General features: G+C 47.0%; 12 protein-coding genes. All 12 read left to right on the forward strand.

Annotation, left to right across the window (positions count from 1 at the left end; genetic code table 11):
- Nucleotides 1-12 precede the first annotated feature (12 nt).
- Nucleotides 13-810: a TatD family hydrolase gene (locus tag ACWGXJ_RS04975; protein WP_452566316.1), complete on the forward strand. Its 798-nt coding sequence runs from the start codon at nt 13-15 to the stop codon at nt 808-810.
- A gap of 403 nt (nt 811-1,213) precedes the next feature.
- On the forward strand, nt 1,214-1,810 hold the full coding sequence (locus ACWGXJ_RS04980) for an ECF transporter S component (protein WP_061830613.1): 597 nt from the start codon (nt 1,214-1,216) through the stop codon (nt 1,808-1,810).
- Nucleotides 1,810-3,261, forward strand: coding sequence for an ABC transporter ATP-binding protein (locus ACWGXJ_RS04985; protein WP_452566317.1), 1,452 nt, complete (start codon nt 1,810-1,812; stop codon nt 3,259-3,261). The genes ACWGXJ_RS04980 and ACWGXJ_RS04985 overlap by 1 nt, the downstream gene beginning before the upstream one ends.
- Nucleotides 3,236-4,027 (forward strand): energy-coupling factor transporter transmembrane component T family protein, encoded by a 792-nt coding sequence (locus ACWGXJ_RS04990; RefSeq protein WP_452566318.1) that lies wholly within the window; start codon nt 3,236-3,238, stop codon nt 4,025-4,027. Before ACWGXJ_RS04985 ends, ACWGXJ_RS04990 begins: the two co-directional genes overlap by 26 nt.
- Nucleotides 4,028-4,166: 139 nt before the next feature.
- Nucleotides 4,167-4,892 carry a methionine ABC transporter ATP-binding protein gene (locus ACWGXJ_RS04995; RefSeq protein ID WP_013308946.1) on the forward strand — a complete coding sequence of 242 codons (726 nt, stop codon included), beginning with the start codon at nt 4,167-4,169 and terminating at the stop codon, nt 4,890-4,892.
- The gene (locus ACWGXJ_RS05000) at nt 4,885-5,556 is read left to right on the forward strand and encodes a methionine ABC transporter permease (protein ID WP_061830607.1); all 672 of its coding nucleotides are present in this window, start codon (nt 4,885-4,887) and stop codon (nt 5,554-5,556) included. Before ACWGXJ_RS04995 ends, ACWGXJ_RS05000 begins: the two co-directional genes overlap by 8 nt.
- A gap of 279 nt (nt 5,557-5,835) precedes the next feature.
- A complete protein-coding gene (locus ACWGXJ_RS05005) occupies nt 5,836-6,693 on the forward strand; it encodes a MetQ/NlpA family ABC transporter substrate-binding protein (protein ID WP_061830605.1) in 858 nt (285 codons plus the stop codon).
- A gap of 345 nt (nt 6,694-7,038) precedes the next feature.
- Nucleotides 7,039-7,458 carry a hypothetical protein gene (locus ACWGXJ_RS05010; RefSeq protein WP_061830603.1) on the forward strand — a complete coding sequence of 140 codons (420 nt, stop codon included), beginning with the start codon at nt 7,039-7,041 and terminating at the stop codon, nt 7,456-7,458.
- A 15-nt stretch (nt 7,459-7,473) separates the two neighbouring features.
- Nucleotides 7,474-12,441, forward strand: a complete 4,968-nt coding sequence (locus ACWGXJ_RS05015) for a DUF5724 domain-containing protein (RefSeq protein ID WP_452566319.1) — start codon at nt 7,474-7,476, stop codon at nt 12,439-12,441.
- 230 nt (nt 12,442-12,671) lie between these two features.
- Nucleotides 12,672-13,166, forward strand: a complete 495-nt coding sequence (locus tag ACWGXJ_RS05020; RefSeq protein WP_452566320.1) for a GNAT family N-acetyltransferase — start codon at nt 12,672-12,674, stop codon at nt 13,164-13,166.
- Between the two features lie 141 nt (nt 13,167-13,307).
- A complete protein-coding gene (locus ACWGXJ_RS05025; protein ID WP_452566321.1) occupies nt 13,308-14,291 on the forward strand; it encodes a Gfo/Idh/MocA family protein in 984 nt (327 codons plus the stop codon).
- Between the two features lie 509 nt (nt 14,292-14,800).
- The gene (locus tag ACWGXJ_RS05030) at nt 14,801-17,530 is read left to right on the forward strand and encodes a beta-glucosidase (RefSeq protein WP_250259297.1); all 2,730 of its coding nucleotides are present in this window, start codon (nt 14,801-14,803) and stop codon (nt 17,528-17,530) included.
- Nucleotides 17,531-17,568: the final 38 nt, after the last annotated feature.

Below are 17,568 nucleotides of genomic sequence, written 5' to 3' on the forward strand. Positions count from 1 at the left end.
GGAGGGATTGAGATGGAAAGGGGTACACCGTTAATTGATATTGGTGTGAACTTGATGCACCGTTCGTTTCATGCAGATCGGGAACAGGTGGTAGAGAGAGCCGCGGCTGTAGGGATTTCACCGCTGATTATTACCGGGACCAGTGTCCGTAGCAGTCGGGAGGCTTCTCAGTATGCAGCATGTTATCCGGGCAAGCTGTATGCGACAGCTGGCGTGCATCCCCATGATGCCAAAGACTGCAACGCAGACACGATTCAGCAGCTCCGTCAGCTGGCGGGTCAGCCGCAGGTCGTATCCATAGGGGAATGCGGATTGGACTATAACCGTGATTTTTCGCCACGTGATGTGCAGCGTCGATGGTTTGGGGAGCAAATCCAACTGGCGGGTGAGCTGAATATGCCGTTATTTCTGCATGAACGAGATGCACATGAGGACTTTGTCGCTATGCTTCGGGAGTATCAAGGGCTTGTCGATAAAGCGGTAGTGCATTGTTTTACTGGCACTGAACAGGAATTGCATACGTATGTAGAAATGGGACTGTATATCGGGATCACCGGCTGGATTTGCGACGAACGGCGTGGCAAACATCTGCGTGAACTGGTCAGAGATATTCCCTTGGACCGTCTGATGATTGAAACGGATGCTCCATTTTTGACCCCACGTAATTTGCCCGTGAAGCCCAAAGAAGGGCGTAATGAGCCCGTGTATCTCGCTCATATTGCTGCTACGGTTGCCGAATGTACAGGTCGAAGCATGATGGAGATCGAAATCGCGACGACGGAGACAGCCAAACGTTTCTTCGGATTATAGGATTGTCAAAGCCATAGATGTGGTATATATTATAGTGAATTAAAAGAGCATTGTCGGGAGCTTGAGAAAGTCAGGCTGAGAGGGTGGCCCTTGCCACTGACCGTGAAATCTGATCTGGGTAATGCCAGCGTAGAGAAACCAAGAACACTATACAGGAATGCCGCTTGTTTTGCGGTTGTCGATAGATTCAATGTATGTCCTAGCATTTTACCTTGACCCTGACTTTGGCTTGGTATCAGTGTAGTAGCTTAGACTACTGGTTATATAAGGCATATCGACGAATGATGTTTTGTATGGTGCTTCACCTTTTACTGCGCATAAAGCTTGCCTGGAGATTCAGCTCCAGACAAGCTTTTTTTATGGCCAAGAGGCCAATTATAAGGAAAAAGGGGAGCACGCAATAATGAATACTGCTGTAAGAGCGTCCAAAGGGTTGAAGCTGACTGATATTTTGGTCACGATTGTGATATCTGTTGTGTTCGGGTTGGTCTACAAAATATGGGGACCTGCCTATGATTTGATGAAACCATTTGGTCTACACGCCGAGCAACTGATGTATGGCATGTGGTTTATGGCAGGCACGTTTGCTTATCTCATCATTCGCAAGCCGGGTGTTGCGATTTTGGCAGAGGTGGCAGCGGCAACGGTCAGCGCTTTTTTGGGAAGCGAATGGGGCATGTCCACCTTGTACTATGGTCTGCTGCAAGGCCTGGGAGCGGAGCTGTTTTTTGCGGCTTTTCTGTATCGGAACGCAAACCTATGGGTTGCTTCGCTAGCTGCGGCTGGGGCGGCTGTCACTTCTCTGATTTTAGACTTCAGTTACGGGTATATTGATCAGCTATCGACCTGGAACTATGTTTTGTATATTGGATTTCGGATGATTGGCAGTATTGTGATTGCCGGGGTATTCGCGTTCTATCTGGCTAAGGCATTGGAGGTAACCGGAGTTACACGAAGTTTGAGACCTGCAACGGAACAAGATTATAAGGGGCTGGATTGATGAGCCGGGCAACCGAAGATGTGGTGGCTTCGATCACCCGTCTACGGTTGAAATTCCCCGGTGAGCAAGAGCTGCTTTTTCACAATATGTCTTTGTCTGTCCACAAGGGGGAAAAGCTGCTGCTACTGGGACCGAGTGGATGCGGTAAATCAACACTGCTCCAAGTGTTAAGCGGTCTGATTCCACGCACGATAGAAGTGCCCATGAAATGCGATGCTGCTGTAATCCCAAGTGTCTCAGGTATTGTATTTCAAGATCCTGATACGCAGTTCTGTATGTCATATGCAGACGAGGAACTGGCTTTTGTGTTGGAAAATAATCAGATTCCCCGGGAACAGATGCAATCCCGTATTCGCGAGCTGCTGATACAGGTTGGTCTATCGACGGATGATATACACATGCCCATTGGCAACATGTCACAGGGAATGAAGCAGCGTCTGGCGATTGCGTCTGTGCTGGCTATGGAGCCAGAAGTGCTTTTTCTGGATGAGCCCACGGCTTTGTTGGACGAGGAAGGCACTACACAGGTGTGGGACACCATTCGCAACATTTCGGTAGACCAAACGCTGGTGATCGTAGAGCATAAAATTAATGAAATCGTCCATGATGTGGATCGGATTGTGGTGCTTTCTGCTCAAGGGGAGATCATTGCGGACGGAAGGGCAGAAGAAGTATTTCATGTGCATCGGCAGGCATTGTCTGAGTACGGCGTGTGGTACCCGGGAGTATGGAATGAATCGTCTTCGCCACGTTGGAGTGAATCAGTGACACAACAGAACGGTGCGGGGATTGATTTGCTGGAGCTGGAACATTTTAGCGGTCTCCGCGGTTTAAGTTCAGTGATTTATGTGGAGCATGCGCAGGTGAAGCCTGGCGACTGGATTGGCGTGGTCGGTGAAAACGGGGCTGGCAAAAGCTCGCTGCTGCTCTCCATGATGCGCTTACTTCGCACACAGGGACGTTATAGCGTGCGCGGAATTGAGGCAGGCAGTACAGAACAACTGGCAGAGCGTATCGGGTTCGCATTTCAAAATCCCGAGCTGCAATTCGTAGCACATACCGTACGAAAGGAACTAGAGTATTCGTTACCGAAGAGCTTGTTTAGTGCTGAACAGTGCCGGGAGCGGGTGGATCGGATGCTCGTACAGTTCGGATTGGAGCGGCTGGACGAGCGTCATCCGTATCAGCTTTCGTTAGGCCAAAAAAGGCGGTTGAGTATTGCTACGGCCATGATCCGTGAGCCGGAAGTGCTGCTGCTAGATGAGCCGACTTTTGGTCAGGATGCGCGTAATACCTTTGTCATGCTGGATATGTTGGAGCAGCTGAGAGCGGCAGGCACGGCCATTGTGATGGTCACGCATGACCCGGAAATTGTCCGTCGATATTGTACCGATATATGGCGGATTCAGAAAGGGGAACTACAGTATGAATCTGTCCTTTCCCCATCATAAAACATGGCTGCATCGCGTGAATCCGGGCTTAAAGCTCGTTATGTTTTCCATACTGTTTGTGGTCGTTATAGTCATCCATGATCCGAATGTCATGTTTAATGTTGCGTGTACTATGCTGCTGCTGCTTGCCTGGTCAGGCCATCCATGGAAGCGGCTGCTGCTGTACGGATCTCCCTTTATATTGGTGTTTATTTCAACTTCAACGGGCATGATGATGTTCGGCAAAGGGGTGACGACCTGGTGGTCATGGGGCTTGATCCATGTGACGCAGGAAAGCTTTTACCGAGGCATGCATCTGGGCTTTCGTGCGCTGAGTATGGCTGCGGTAGGGTTGCTGTTTGGTTTAACGACTCGTCCGGTGGACCTTTTTTATTCACTGATGCAGCAATGGAGGCTCCCTCCGAAGTATGCGTATAGCTTTTTGGCAGCCATGCGGTTGATGCCCATGGTGGTGGAGGAATTCCAGGCATTGAGACAAGCTCATCGCATTCGAGGTTTACATCAGCATGTGTCCAAATGGAATATGTATGCCACACTCCGCAGATATGCGATTCCGCTGCTCGCTCAAAGTATCCGGCGTGCGCAGCGCATTGCTATTGCTATGGAAGCCAAGGGTTTTGCTAATGAAACCAAGCGCACGTATTATTATGCGATTGGCTATTCGGCTGTAGATATTTTATTTATTTTCTATTTTGTGGTGATGCTTACGCTGGCTTGGGGACTCGGTATCCGCTTTCCTTATGTAGGGGTATGGGATGTACGTTAATTGTTGTCAAAATGCTTTGCCCGTTTTCTGCTCTGTGGTATATTAATGCAATGGGAATTGACGGCTCGTACAGACCCGCCCGGGCTGGCGGGCTTATTACATTTTCCCGCAGAAATGGATCATCAGGAGGCCAAGTTTCATGATTACGCTGCATCAGGTAAGCAAGCATTATACCACCTCAAGCGGCCAATTTCATGCGGTTCAATCCGTGTCCCTTCAAGTGGAGGAGGGGGAAATTCACGGTATCATAGGTGCCAGCGGTGCCGGCAAGTCTACGTTGCTCCGGTTGATGAATGTATTGGAAAGGCCGGATGAGGGAAACGTGGTTGTAAACGGGGAAGATCTGACCCGCATGCCGGAAAAACGTCTCCGAGAAGCGCGGCGATCCATAGGGATGATTTTTCAGCATTATCATCTTGTTCACAATCGGACGGTCAGTGGAAATGTGGCAATGCCGTTAGAACTGGCAGGTGTCGCGAAAAAAGAGAGAGCGGAACGTGTGCGCGAATGCCTGCAATTCGTCGGTTTAGCTGATAAAGCAGAACAGTATCCGGCACAACTGAGCGGAGGCCAAAAGCAACGTGTGGCGATAGCCAGAGCGCTGGCGAATCGACCTGCGGTGCTGCTGTGTGATGAGCCAACCTCGGCGCTTGATCCGCAGACGACCGCGGATATTTTGGGCGTGTTACGGGAGATCAACCGTGAACTGGGAGTTACCATTGTAATCGTAACGCACGATATGGATGTGGTACGCAATATTTGTACCCGTGTATCAGAAATGCGAGATGGGCAGCTACTTTCAACGCAGCGTGTAGCTGACACCGCGGTAGGTTCAACAGCGGGAGCAGGTGAAGCTGATGAATGAAATGCTGAGCATCATTGCGCAATATCAGTCTGAGATATGGAAAGCCATCGGAGAGACGTTTATCATGGTGGGGATTTCTATCGCAGCAGCTGTACTGTTAGGGCTTCCGGTAGGAACGATTTTGTATTTGTGTGGTAAAGGGCAAAAATATGAAAATCGACTGCTGTTCACCCTATTGAACAGTGTGGTCAATGTTATCCGCTCATTCCCGTTTTTGCTGCTCGTCGTGTTTATGATTCCATTTACACGTCTGGTCGTAGGGACGGCGCTGGGCACGATGGCTGCAACGGTTCCCTTGTCAGTGGTGGCCATCGCCTATTATTCGAGGCTGGTGGAGCAATCATTGCTCGAGGTGCCCAAGGGTGTAATTGAAGCCGCTACTTCTATGGGGGCATCCACCCTCCAGCTTATTTTTAAATTTCTGTACGTGGAGGCTCGTTCCGGGCTTGTACTGGGTTTGACCACGTCCACCATTAGCTTCATCTCCTACTCCACGGTGATGGGCATTGTGGGCGGCGGCGGGGTAGGCGATTTTGCCATCCGCTACGGTTACCAGCGTTTTGAAACAGGCTTGATGGCGTTCACCATCGTTGTCATGATTATTTTCGTACAAACGATCCAGTTCACCGGAAGCACCATATCCCGCCGGATCGACAAGCGGTAAGAGGTTAATGAATCTCTTCATTAACAATTGCACAACTCACTATGGGAAATAAAAATGACTTTACAGTACCTCAAAAGCGGAGCGGGCAGAATTGTTCTGGAGAAGCGTCAGTGTTCGCCTTTGAAATGGGATTCTAACCTATAAATTGTGTTACAAATCAGAGAGAATTCCATTTCAACAGCGATCAGAAGAACAATCTGCACGTGAAGCGGCTGCGGCTCCCACTGTAACTCATTTTTTATCTTCCTAATCACAATTTACTTGGAGGTTCCTCATCAAATGAGTCGGAAAAACAACATGAAAACGAACTTGAAATTACTTACACTATTTGCTGTCGTTATGCTACTGGTTGCCGGATGCGGTGGTCAAAAGCAGGCTGCTCCAGAAACACAGTCTAAAGAAGCAAATTCCCAAAAAGAAGTGACCTTGAAAGTAGCAACGCTAATCCCACCGATGACAGATGTGCTGGATATCGTGAAGCCGCTGCTTAAACAGGACGGAGTCAATCTGGAAATCGTCGTGCTTTCAGACAATATCCAACCGAACAACGCATTGGCAAGCCGGGAAGTAGATGCTAACTTCTTTCAGCATGCTCCTTTTATGCAACAATATAATGAAAGCAACAAGTCTGATTTGGTGGCGATAAAACCTATTTACAACGCCATTTACGGCGCGTACTCCAAAAAATACAAGAACGTTAAAGACCTGCCGGAAGGTGCGACTATTGCCATTGCCAATGACCCGGCCAATACTGGACGTTCTTTAGTAATGATGGAGCAAAACGGTTTGATCAAACTTAAAGAAGGCGTAGGCTATAATGCTACACAGGCTGATATTATTGAGAATAAGAAAAAGTTTGTGTTTAAAGAAGTGGATTTGTTGATGCTGGCGCGGTCACTGGATGATGTGGACATGGCTGCCATGTATCCCGCATATGCCAAGCCGCTCGGTCTGACACCGAAGAAGGACGCGCTGATTACCGAAAAAGACGATACGCACTTTGCTATTAATCTGGTAGCGCGTAAGGATAATGCAGATTCCGATGCTATTCAAAAGCTGGCAAAGCGAATGACTGGACCGGAAGTACGTAAATTTTTTGAGGACAATTACAAAGACAGCGTTGTTCCAGCATTTTAAATAAATAAGTATGTTGAAACATCGTTTTATGATGAAATACGACCTGTATAATGGAAAGAAGTCTGTGAAGAGCAGATGGTCTCCCTTGTGCAGGTCTTTTTTTCATCCTTAATATGGAAAGGAATTATCGAAAACAGGGTATAAAGTCTTATTTTTTAAGGTTTTAGGGTGTTGCACCGCTGCGAATATTGGTTATAAAGGGCGATGGAGTAATGATAAGGAACATATTAAAATAAAAATACGAACAAACATTCGTTTTCGATTTTGTTAACGGTGTTTTTATATGGGTCAAAAAATTCAGCTGACAACGGGCCAAAAGCGTGAATAAAAAGGAAGGGGAACGACATGAAGCTGTTTGTAACTGTAAAAAGTCTGGGAAAGCGCAAGCCTGCACTCGCACGACAGGAAATAGAGCTGAGTCCTGCTCCAGAAACATTGCGAGATTTGATTACTGCAACCGTTGCTCTGAATGTTCAAAAGCTGCGGGAAAAGCAGGAGAGTGTCGCGCTGATTCCGTTCCTTACGGGAGAAGAAGTTCAGGCACAAGGCGAGATAGGCAAAGTAGGATTCGGTTCCATATATAATGATGGTGTCCCGGATATTAAGGATGCCGTGAACACGGCGATGCAGGCTTTTGAAGATGGTTTATACAGAGTTTTTGTATGTGACGAGGAAACTATTGAACTCGATGCTCCTTTGTCACTTAAGGATGGGAATGAGATTGTATTTATACGCTTCACAATGCTGGCTGGAGGCCTATGGTAGAGGGGGAAATGAAACATGCATCAAGAGAACAATGAGCAAGAATATTTTACCACACTGAAGGAGCGCGCGGCGCAACTGGATGGACCACAACAGGAGTTGGCTCAGTATGTTGTGGAACTGGGTAAGCTTCATTACATACAGGAGGACGAGGAGCCATTTAACGAATGTCAGCGAATATTAAAAGAACGGGCGACAGAAAGCGGAGAACCGCTGTTTAAGCCACTGACAGAGGTATTACATGCTCTAATTGGACAAACAGCGGGCGAAGTATTCGCGCATCTAACAGAGCATGTGACTGAATATCCATACAGCACAGGGTATGCGCGCAAACCGTTTCGCACTTCGGATATTACGGCCCATACTTCCCGGGTTTATAAAAAAATGGTGCAGTTGATCCGAATGGACTGTATGGGGTTCTCCGTAATGGATTATTTAACAAAAAAGGATTATGAACCAGGCAGAGATTACCGGATTCAGGAAACGATTGGTGACTGGATTGCTTATGAGCTGGATCACGGTAATTCACAGGTACTTGAGGCGTTAAAAGCTATTATTTATGGAGATAATCAGGCGGCGTTACTTACGCGCAATATGATTAAAGGCATGCTCCTGAGTCATCAGGAGGAGAATTATCGCATGATCGGCGAGCTCTTGGAAGCCGCCAAACTCCAGGAGGGATTGCGCCAAAGTATCGTGGAACAAATGGATGAAGGAACCCCGGTGGCTCTAATATATCTGTTGAAGGTAATCATCGACCAAGGCTTCATTCGTTACAGTTCGGTGGTGCGGGCGCTTGCAGTATGGACGGGCATGGGCTTGGAATCCGCCAATCAGCGGGTCGTTCGCCAACTGATCGAGCAGGCATATGAAGCATTGACTCGTAGTGAACTGCGCCAGGAATGGCTGACCAGCTCAAATGCTAATGAAGTTTATATGAGTTTGTGGGCTACGGCAGTACATGAGGAACGTGATTTGTATGGACAGGTTCGAAAACTCTTGGAACAAGGAGCAACTTACCAGAAGATCGTAGCACTGTATGTACTGTCTAACAGTGACAACAAGGATGTGCGCCTCGGAATTGCGAGAGAATATCTGGGTGAAACGGACCAAGAGCTTCAATATTGGATACTGACGAACTATACAAGCAATTATTTTTATGAATGGGTAGAAGGCGGGACGGTCGCGGATCGGATCGTTAAAGTGGTGCGTACTCCTTTGCTGGAGAGCAAAGAGGAGCGGCGTAAGGATTTTGAACGACTTCATAACCTGTTTGTACATATGAAAAAGGGTGAGTCCACCGAGCCCTCCAAGGTGCTGGATTTTGTTAATCTGTATCACCGCTCAGATGCACCTATTCAAAAAATGCTGTATCTCGCTGGTTATGATATGGATGCTTCCTGGATTGGGGAAATCATAGCCTTAAAGGAACAGATTAGCCCTAATCTGCGTGGCGAACTGTTGAACCATTTTGTGCAAAAACCTGAGGATGCGGTACAACGTGATTTTATTTTTTCCAGTTTGTCTGACAAAAGTATGAGTATCCGTGAGTTCGCTGTGGCCAAGGCGCGTAAGCTGACGCTGTCGGAACCAGAAATGCAACAAATGGAAGCCTTATTAAAGCTCAAGACGGGATCATTGCGCCAAAGTGTCATTGGTGTGTTGCTCTCACAATCGGAAGAGCCGCTCGCTGGCTCATTGGAACGCTTGCTGCGTGCTAAGGTGGAGCTGCAACGATTGGGTGGACTGGAAGTATTGACGAAGATATATGCAGACCCGGATCGTGCCGAACAGTATGAAAGCCTGCGGACTTTGGCGGATATCATTCAGCAACCTACAACCAAAGAGGAGCAACTGCTGTCCAAGCTGGGACAGGAGGATGCTTATACAGGGGCTAACGGTTTTGGACTGTACGATCCGAATGTCAAGGAAGCTTGGTTGGAAGAGAAAGTTGATCTGGGTGATTTTCGATTGGCCGATGTTTTTGTTAGTCCATTGGAGAAGCTCAAGCAGTTCTTGAGTGGACTGGATGAGCTTGTTCATCATCATCGTGATGTGGAATATACTGCGGAGTATTATTCGGGCTACAAAGATACATTGCTTATTGGGACGAACCTTCGCCCTCTACGGCTGGTTCAGATCGATGAAGAAGTAGATTCCAGACTGTCTTTATATCCTCTCTATGAGGAGTGGGACCGTTATTTGCAGGAAAGCGGCATGGAAGCGCGTGAACTGCTGGAGCTTGTTTTTTATGACCGATTAGAGCCTATGGACCGAACGCTGGATCGCTATTATCGATACTTTTCTTTTAACATGGACTATTCAGAACAAAGCAAGCACAAGCTGCTGGAAGGATGGCGTAAAGATTTCGCTGAGCAAATGTATCCTTTGGATCGCATTAACGAGGTGCAGAAGTGGATGGCAGAGCTGACCTATTCCGATCAGGTAAGCACACTAGTTAATGCTTATTTTATGGACACATCCGGTGACCAAACATTTGACGTAATTGACCTTGCTTTAAATTCACTAATGCAAGGCATGCCTAAGGACAGACCTGAAGAGGATATGGGAATGCTCCATCTATTGTCTGGACCGTGGGTGGCACTGGAGAAGGGGCAGGTCCATGATGATGAGTCCTTTAAGCGCTTTTTCCATACCTTTGTGAACTACGCAGAACTGCCAGGAGCGGAAAATCGTTTTTATTCTCCGCTGGATCTGGAGGATTACTTCAAAGCATATGAAAAAGGGTTGATTGGTGTAGGTGAAGTGTATCGGGAGCTGCTGGCTGGTAGTGAAAGCAGAAGACATATGAGTTCCTTAACCAATGCCCGCAATACATGGATTTCTAGCAGACCAGAATTTTTGGAGATACGTCGTACGGTTATTGATCGACTGCTAGAGATTGAATTGGTTCGAGGCGATTTGCCTACCGAGGCTACGCCAAAGGTTATGGGCTTGAGCCAATTTGAAGGTATGGATTATTTCATCCGTATTCTGGAGGGTCTCGACAAGGAAACGTTTGTGCGTGGTTATGTGTACGGCTACGGTGATCGTATTACCAAAAAGGAATCGTTCAGCCACTTGCTCAAGGCATGTTATCCGAGTGATGGCGAGGATGCCACGTTGCTCAAGGAAAAGCTGAAGAACACTAAAATTACAGATAAACGTCTGCTGGAGGCGGCTATGTATGCACCGCAGTGGATTGAGATTGTAGCAGACTATCTCGGTTGGGAAGGGCTGCGCAGTGCGGCATGGTATTTCCATGCGCATATCAATGAAGGTTTTTCGGCCGAGAAGGAAACGATTGTAGCTCATTACTCGCCGATTGCTCCACAAGATTTTAATGATGGTGCCTTCGATATTCACTGGTTTCATGAGGCCTATGAGACGTTGGGCGAGGAACGTTTTGACCTGCTGTACGATTGTGCCAAGTATATTTCGGCTGGAGCCAATCATCGTCGATCCCAGTTGTTTGCAGATGCGACGCTGGGTAAGCTCAAACGGAGTGAAATGGAAAAATCAGTGGAGGACAAGCGAAACAAAGACCATTTGCTGACCTACAGTCTGATTCCACTTGCTCAGCCGCCTGAACCAGATATACGCGAACGTTATGATTTTATCCAGAGGTTTCTGGAACAAAGCAAAAAATTCGGCGCACAGCGTAAGGCCAGTGAGGCACTCGTTTCACGGATTGCGCTCGGGAATTTGGCACGTAACGCAGGCTATGATGACGTAACCCGTCTCGTATGGGATATGGAAGCTCGTAAGCTGGATGATCTTCGGTCTTATTTTGAGCCACATGCTTTGGACGAGGCTACAACGGTGCAACTCGTCATTGATACTGAAGGAGCGGCAGATATTGAAATTGTCAGCAAAGGCAAGACGCTGAAATCCATTCCGGCTCGTTTCAAGAAGGATGAGTATGTTACGTCGCTGAAGGAGCTTAAAGGAGATCTAGTGGATCAGTACCGCAGAGCTCGCAAAGAATTGGAACGCTCTATGGAGTCTGGTACGACCTTTATGGTGAAGGAATTGAGAGGATTGCTGGGTAATCCTGTGCTTGCTCCGTTGGTGCGGACACTGGTTTTCAAGGCTGATGATCACCTCGGATATTTTAATGAGGAAACGTTGGTATTGACGGCTCCTTTTGCTGAACAGCATACTATAGGAGAAGAGGACAAGCTGATTATTGCCCATCCCCTTCATTTGTTCGAAAGTGGTCGTTGGAGCGAATTCCAGAAGGACTTATTCGACCGCCAGATACGCCAGCCATTTAAGCAGGTGTTCCGTGAGCTGTACTTGCTGAATGCTGATGAACGTGCAAATGCGACCGTTTCCCGTCGATATGCAGGACACCAGGTACAGCCGAATAAAACGGTATCCCTATTGAAAGGTCGCCAATGGACAGTCAGCTATGAGGACGGACTTCAGAAGGTGTACTATGCTGAGAATCTGATTGCGAACCTGTATGCTATGGCGGACTGGTTCTCACCAGCGGATACCGAGGCTCCTACACTGGAGACAGTGCAGTTCTTTGATCGGACAACGTATAAGAACGTACCGTTGGACGAAGTTCCTCCTGTTCTGTTCTCCGAAGTTATGCGGGACGTGGATCTGGTCGTCAGTGTTGCCCATGTAGGTGGCGTTGATCCAGAGGCCAGTCTGACGACCATTGAAATGCGTAGGGTTATTGTGCAGGAATCACTTCGCCTGCTGAAAATTAGCAATGTACGCTTGGATGGGAATTATGCACGTGTAGATGGGACTCTTGGCGAATATGCTGTGCATCTGGGAAGCGGGGGTGTCTACAAGCAAGCGAAGGGAGCACTGCATATTATCCCGGTGCATTCGCAGCATCGTGGACGCATCTTCCTGCCGTTTCTGGACGAGGACCCAAGAACAGCTGAGATTCTATCCAAAGTTGTGTTGTTGGCCGAGGATCAGAAGATCAAGGACCCGCAAATTCTTACACAGCTTCAAGCGTAGAATAGAATTCTGATATATATAGATTCATAATGAACTCAACGTTCGCACCTAAACAATGATTTCGCATCCTCGACTGTGTAGGTGGAAACTTAGTTTAGTTGCGGAGGTTGAGTTATTTAATATTGAGCGTTTATCGAGCACGAATAAGGAGATATGGGTAATATTTTAGGTTCTGTGGTTTGATAGGAATCTAACAGTTTAACAATTAATGATCATAGGAGAACATAACGATGTTTAAAAGTATCTTTCTAAAAGAGTACTCAACCGAGTATCAATCACAAGTTGTTGATTTAATTTTACATATTCAAAAAGATGAATATGATATCGCCATAACCAAAGAAGATCAGCCAGATTTGCTTGATATTGAAAACTTTTATCAGCGTGGTAACGGCAACTTCTGGGTGGCTCTTAGTGAAGGAAACGTAGTAGGGACTATAGCTTTGTTAGATATTGGGAACCGTAAGACAGCACTCAGAAAGATGTTTGTAAAACAAAACTATAGAGGTAAAACATTCAATGTTTCGAATCAATTATTGCATCATGCCATAGGATGGGCTAGGGAAAGGTCTATTGAAGAAATCTATCTTGGAACAACACCACAATTCGTAGCAGCTCATCGTTTTTATGAGAAGAACGGCTTTGTTAGTATAGCTCCTCGAGAATTGCCGATTGGTTTTCCAGTCATGAAAGTGGATAAAAAGTTTTACAGATACGTCATTCAATAATGGGTATAAATGAAGATGCTGCTAGGCCACAAAAGAAACCGTCGTCTAGCAGATGCTTCTTTTGTTTAGGACAGGCGTTTGCTAGAATAAAAGGGTATGTTGTAAGTCAACGTTAACCAAATTGCTGGGAGGGACACAAGTATGAGCAAAAAGATTAAATGGGGAATTGTCGGCACAGGCTGGATCTCAGATCAATTTGTGGCGGATTTGGCGCATGTTACGAATGGAGAAGGGTATGCTGTTGGATCACGCACTATTGAAAGCGCTACCGAATTTGCAGCTAAGCATCAAATATCAAGGGCTTACGGGAGCTATGAGGAATTAGCACAAGATCCCGAGATAGATGCTATTTACTTAGGGACTCCTCATCCTTTTCATAAAGAGAATGTTCTGCTGGCTCTTCGGGCGGGGAAAGCGGTCTTGTGTGAGAAACCCTTCACCGTCAATAGCAAAGAGTTGGAGGAAATGATCGGCTTTGCACGTGAGCGTAAGCTATTCCTGATGGAAGCAATGTGGACACGTTTTTTGCCTCCGATTCGCCAAGTGCGAGAGTGGATACATGCGGGTCTCATTGGCGAGGTAAAGCTGGTTAAGGCGGAATTTGGTTTTCGGGTAGATTGGAACCCGGAGGGGCGGCTTTTGAACCCTGAGCTGGGCGGAGGTGCTCTATTAGATGCAGGGATTTATCCGGTTTCTTTTGCTTCAATGGTCTTCGGCCCTGAACCTGAGCATGTATGGAGCACTGCTCATATCGGGGAGACAGGCGTTGACGAGACATTTTCGATCTTGCTGGATTATGGAAAAGGACGCACGGCTATGCTTAACGGGGCAGTCCGTCTCGGATTGACGAATGAGGCATACATCCATGGAACAAAGGGCTATATCCACATTCCGTCATTCCTGAACAGCACATCGGCTACTTTAGTTGTGGACGGTGAAGATGCACAAAACTTTCAGGATGACCGATCCTCTACAGGCTATGCCTTTGAAGCAGAAGAAGTCGGGCGTTGCTTGAACGAAGGTTTGCTCGAAAGTTCTACTATTTCTTTGGATGAATCATTAGGAATTATGAAACTGATGGATCAGATTCGTTCACAGTGGGGGCTTCGGTATCCGTTTGAATAATCATATTAATTCCAGGGACCTTTCAGGTTCTCTGGAATTTTTTGTTTGTGGGCGTTTTTTTATACCAGGATTTTGCAAAATCCTCATACATAAGTATTTCCAATTCCCAAATAGCGACTTTGGTCGCACGATAGGTAACGCCATATGAGTCAATCAAGAGTGGGACATATGAATCATTTTTTGTGATTTAAATTAGTTAAAAAACCGTCATTAAAAAGTTACAAAAGTGTAATTTTATTATCAGTTAAGTGAATTGTGAGCGCTCTCTTTTTATGGAGAAGAATGAAGGTCCTAGTGCTGTACTTCCAAAAACTTTCAATGAAATTTTCGAAAATGTACGGTAGGGTGGTAAACGTGTCACTTGAGCCATTGCGGCTTTTGCTGACTTGCTTGCTTATCCCGTGGCTCTGGATTCTTGTCGGAGCTCGCAGGATCGAGAGCCTTTGCAAGCCTGTGAGAGTTGAATAGACATTCACCTCATGACCTAACATCAAGGAGGAGTTACAAACGTGAAAGTGAAATCAACATGGTTGTTCCGTATGGTGATGATGACAGTTATCGCGGCTGTTGTGATCGGACCTATGAATATTGCAGGAGCGGCAGGAAGCCAGACAGATCGGCCTTGGATGAACACGGCCCTGTCGGCTGAGAAACGGACAGCGTTGCTGCTGCAAGAAATGACGCTGGAAGAAAAAATAGATTTGGTGACTGGTAAGGTCAACAATTACTATGGATTTTATAATAATTCGATGGAGCGGTTGGGTATTCCGGCGCTGACGATGGCAGATGGACCTGCGGGTGTGCGCATCGCCAATCCAGATGTGCAGGACAAGCAATCTACTGCGTTGCCTGCTCCAATTGCGTTGGCTGCAACGTGGGATACCCAAGCTGCCAAACAGTATGGTGATTTGATCGGAGACGAGGCTTTTAATACAACTCATAATGTTGCGCTTGGACCGGGGATGGATATTGCCCGTATTCCATGGGGATCGCGAAACTTTGAATCTATGGGTGAGGACCCGCTGCTGCAATCGCAAATGGCGACCGCTTATGTCAAAGGTATACAAAGCCACCCTGTTTTGGCGACTGCGAAACATTACCTTATGAATAATCAGGAAACGGAGCGCTTCACGACGAATGTCAAAGTCAGTGACCGTGCGTTGCATGAGATTTACATACGCCCGTTCCAAGAAGTCATCGCAAAGGCAGATTTGGGAGGGGCCATGTGCTCCTTTAACAAGGTCAACGGCGAGTCTGCTTGTGAGAACAAAACTCTTTTGACAGACCTCTTGAAGAAGGAGCTGCAATTCAAGGGCTTCGTGATGAGTGATTACGGTGCGAACCTGAGTACAGTCGAATCAGCAAATAGCGGATTGGACCTGGAAACACCGGGGACACCATATGGTAAATGGGGAGATCAGCTGCTGGCGGCTGTTAAGAATGGCAAGGTAAGTGAAAAAACGATTGATGATAAGGCTGGACGCATTCTGGTGCAAATGTTCAGCAAAGGTTTATTCGATCGCCCGGCTCAAAATAATCAAATTGATGCCCGTGACCATGGCAAGACAGCCCGTCAATTGGCTGAGGAAAGTATGGTACTGCTTCAAAATAAAAACAATGCATTACCGTTGTCTAAAGATAAACTCAAGTCCATTGCTGTGATTGGCCCCGATGCAGATAACGGCACTGTGGCAGGCGGAGGCAGTTCGTTGGTGAACCCGACGTATACCGTGAGCCCGTTAGAGGGCATCCGCAATCGTGTCGGCAAAGGAGTTACCGTCCAATATGCACCGGGTACAGACCCGATCTCTGCAGGAGACATTATGCCAGGGCCATCTGCTGTTCCGTCTTCACTGTTGACTACATCTGATCAGAAAGAGGATATCAGTGTTGGATATGCGACTTATGGAGATGGCGAACAGGGGCTTCGAGGCGAATACTGGAAGAATAACAAGATGGAAGGCAATCCGATTCTTGTACGCAATGATGACCAAGTCAATATGAACCTTGGATTTTATAATTATCAGGGCTTCAATGCGAAGTCCCCTAAAGTTCCCAATACACCAACGACACTGAACGGCTTGATATCTGCACGCTGGACAGGGGCAATTGCAGCTCCCAAGGATGGTGACTATGCATTGTCATTAACCAGTTTGGGATCAAGCAAGCTGTATCTCGACGATAAGCTATTCGTGGATAATCAAGGTGAAAAGCTGGGCACTACGAAGAAAAACATCTCCCTTAAAGCGGGTGAAAAGCACAAGATACGTATTGAATACCGCGCTGATTATCCGACAAATGGTCGTGATTCCGGTGGTATGGTTCGTCTGGGCTGGGAACCTCCAGCAGATACGTCAGATAAGTTGATTGATAACGCTGTGAAATTGGCGAAAAAATCGGATGTTGCGATTGTTGTTACGCGTACGTATGAGAGCGAAGGATATGTTGAGCGTTCCGATATGGAACTGCCGAACAATCAGGATCGGCTGATCCGTGCGGTTGCGGCTGCAAATCCGAAAACCATTGTCGTACAAATGAGCGGCAGAGCCGTGCAAATGGATACATGGCAGGACAAAGTCCCTTCCATCGTACAAGCATGGTTTGCTGGACAAGAGCAAGGAAATGCTATAGCACGCGTCTTATTCGGGGATGTGAATCCTTCTGGTAAATTGCCGGTAACTTTCCCGGTTAACGAGCAGTCTACACCCGTGTCCTCACCAGAGAAGTTTCCAGGCGTGAACGGTATAGGTGACTATTCAGATGGTATTTTTGTAGGCTATCGTGGGTATGAGAAATCGGGTATTCAACCAGCGTTCTCCTTTGGACACGGTTTATCCTATACGACATTCGGATATAGTGATCTGAAAACAAAACAGCATGCGAGTGGAAAAAAATCCGATCGTACGAGTTCCGTCGAAGTTTCGCTAAAATTGAAGAACACTGGCAAAACAGCCGGAGCTGAGGTTGTACAGGTGTACAGCGGTAAGCTTCCGACAAACGTAGAGACTCCATCCCGTCAACTGGCAGGCTGGTCCAAGGTAGAGTTAAAGCCGGGTCAAGAGAAGAAGGTACGCATAGAGCTCGACCCGAAAGCTTTCTCTTATTGGGATGAAAAGTCCAAAGCATGGGTTATGCCAGCGGGTGAAGTGCCCATTTATGTGGGCAGCTCCTCACAGGATTTACGACTGACAGGAAGTGTTACGATTCCGGCAACCTCTACAGAAAAAGCAAAAAAGTAATCCCGTTACATTTGTTTTAAAATGGTTATATTCAAGAG

Source organism: Paenibacillus sp. S33 (assembly GCF_053615415.1).

Excerpts from the sequence above, each read along its gene's own strand:
- ACWGXJ_RS05025 (WP_452566321.1), top strand. The coding sequence starts at position 13,308 with ATGAGCAAAAAGATTAAATGGGGAATTGTCGGCACAGGCTGGATCTCA.
- ACWGXJ_RS05005 (WP_061830605.1), top strand. The coding sequence starts at position 5,836 with ATGAGTCGGAAAAACAACATGAAAACGAACTTGAAATTACTTACACTA.
- ACWGXJ_RS04995 (WP_013308946.1), top strand. The coding sequence starts at position 4,167 with ATGATTACGCTGCATCAGGTAAGCAAGCATTATACCACCTCAAGCGGC.
- ACWGXJ_RS04990 (WP_452566318.1), top strand. The coding sequence starts at position 3,236 with ATGAATCTGTCCTTTCCCCATCATAAAACATGGCTGCATCGCGTGAAT.
- ACWGXJ_RS05020 (WP_452566320.1), top strand. The coding sequence starts at position 12,672 with ATGTTTAAAAGTATCTTTCTAAAAGAGTACTCAACCGAGTATCAATCA.
- ACWGXJ_RS05000 (WP_061830607.1), top strand. The coding sequence starts at position 4,885 with ATGAATGAAATGCTGAGCATCATTGCGCAATATCAGTCTGAGATATGG.
- ACWGXJ_RS04975 (WP_452566316.1), top strand. The coding sequence starts at position 13 with ATGGAAAGGGGTACACCGTTAATTGATATTGGTGTGAACTTGATGCAC.
- ACWGXJ_RS04980 (WP_061830613.1), top strand. The coding sequence starts at position 1,214 with ATGAATACTGCTGTAAGAGCGTCCAAAGGGTTGAAGCTGACTGATATT.
- ACWGXJ_RS04985 (WP_452566317.1), top strand. The coding sequence starts at position 1,810 with ATGAGCCGGGCAACCGAAGATGTGGTGGCTTCGATCACCCGTCTACGG.
- ACWGXJ_RS05010 (WP_061830603.1), top strand. The coding sequence starts at position 7,039 with ATGAAGCTGTTTGTAACTGTAAAAAGTCTGGGAAAGCGCAAGCCTGCA.
- ACWGXJ_RS05015 (WP_452566319.1), top strand. The coding sequence starts at position 7,474 with ATGCATCAAGAGAACAATGAGCAAGAATATTTTACCACACTGAAGGAG.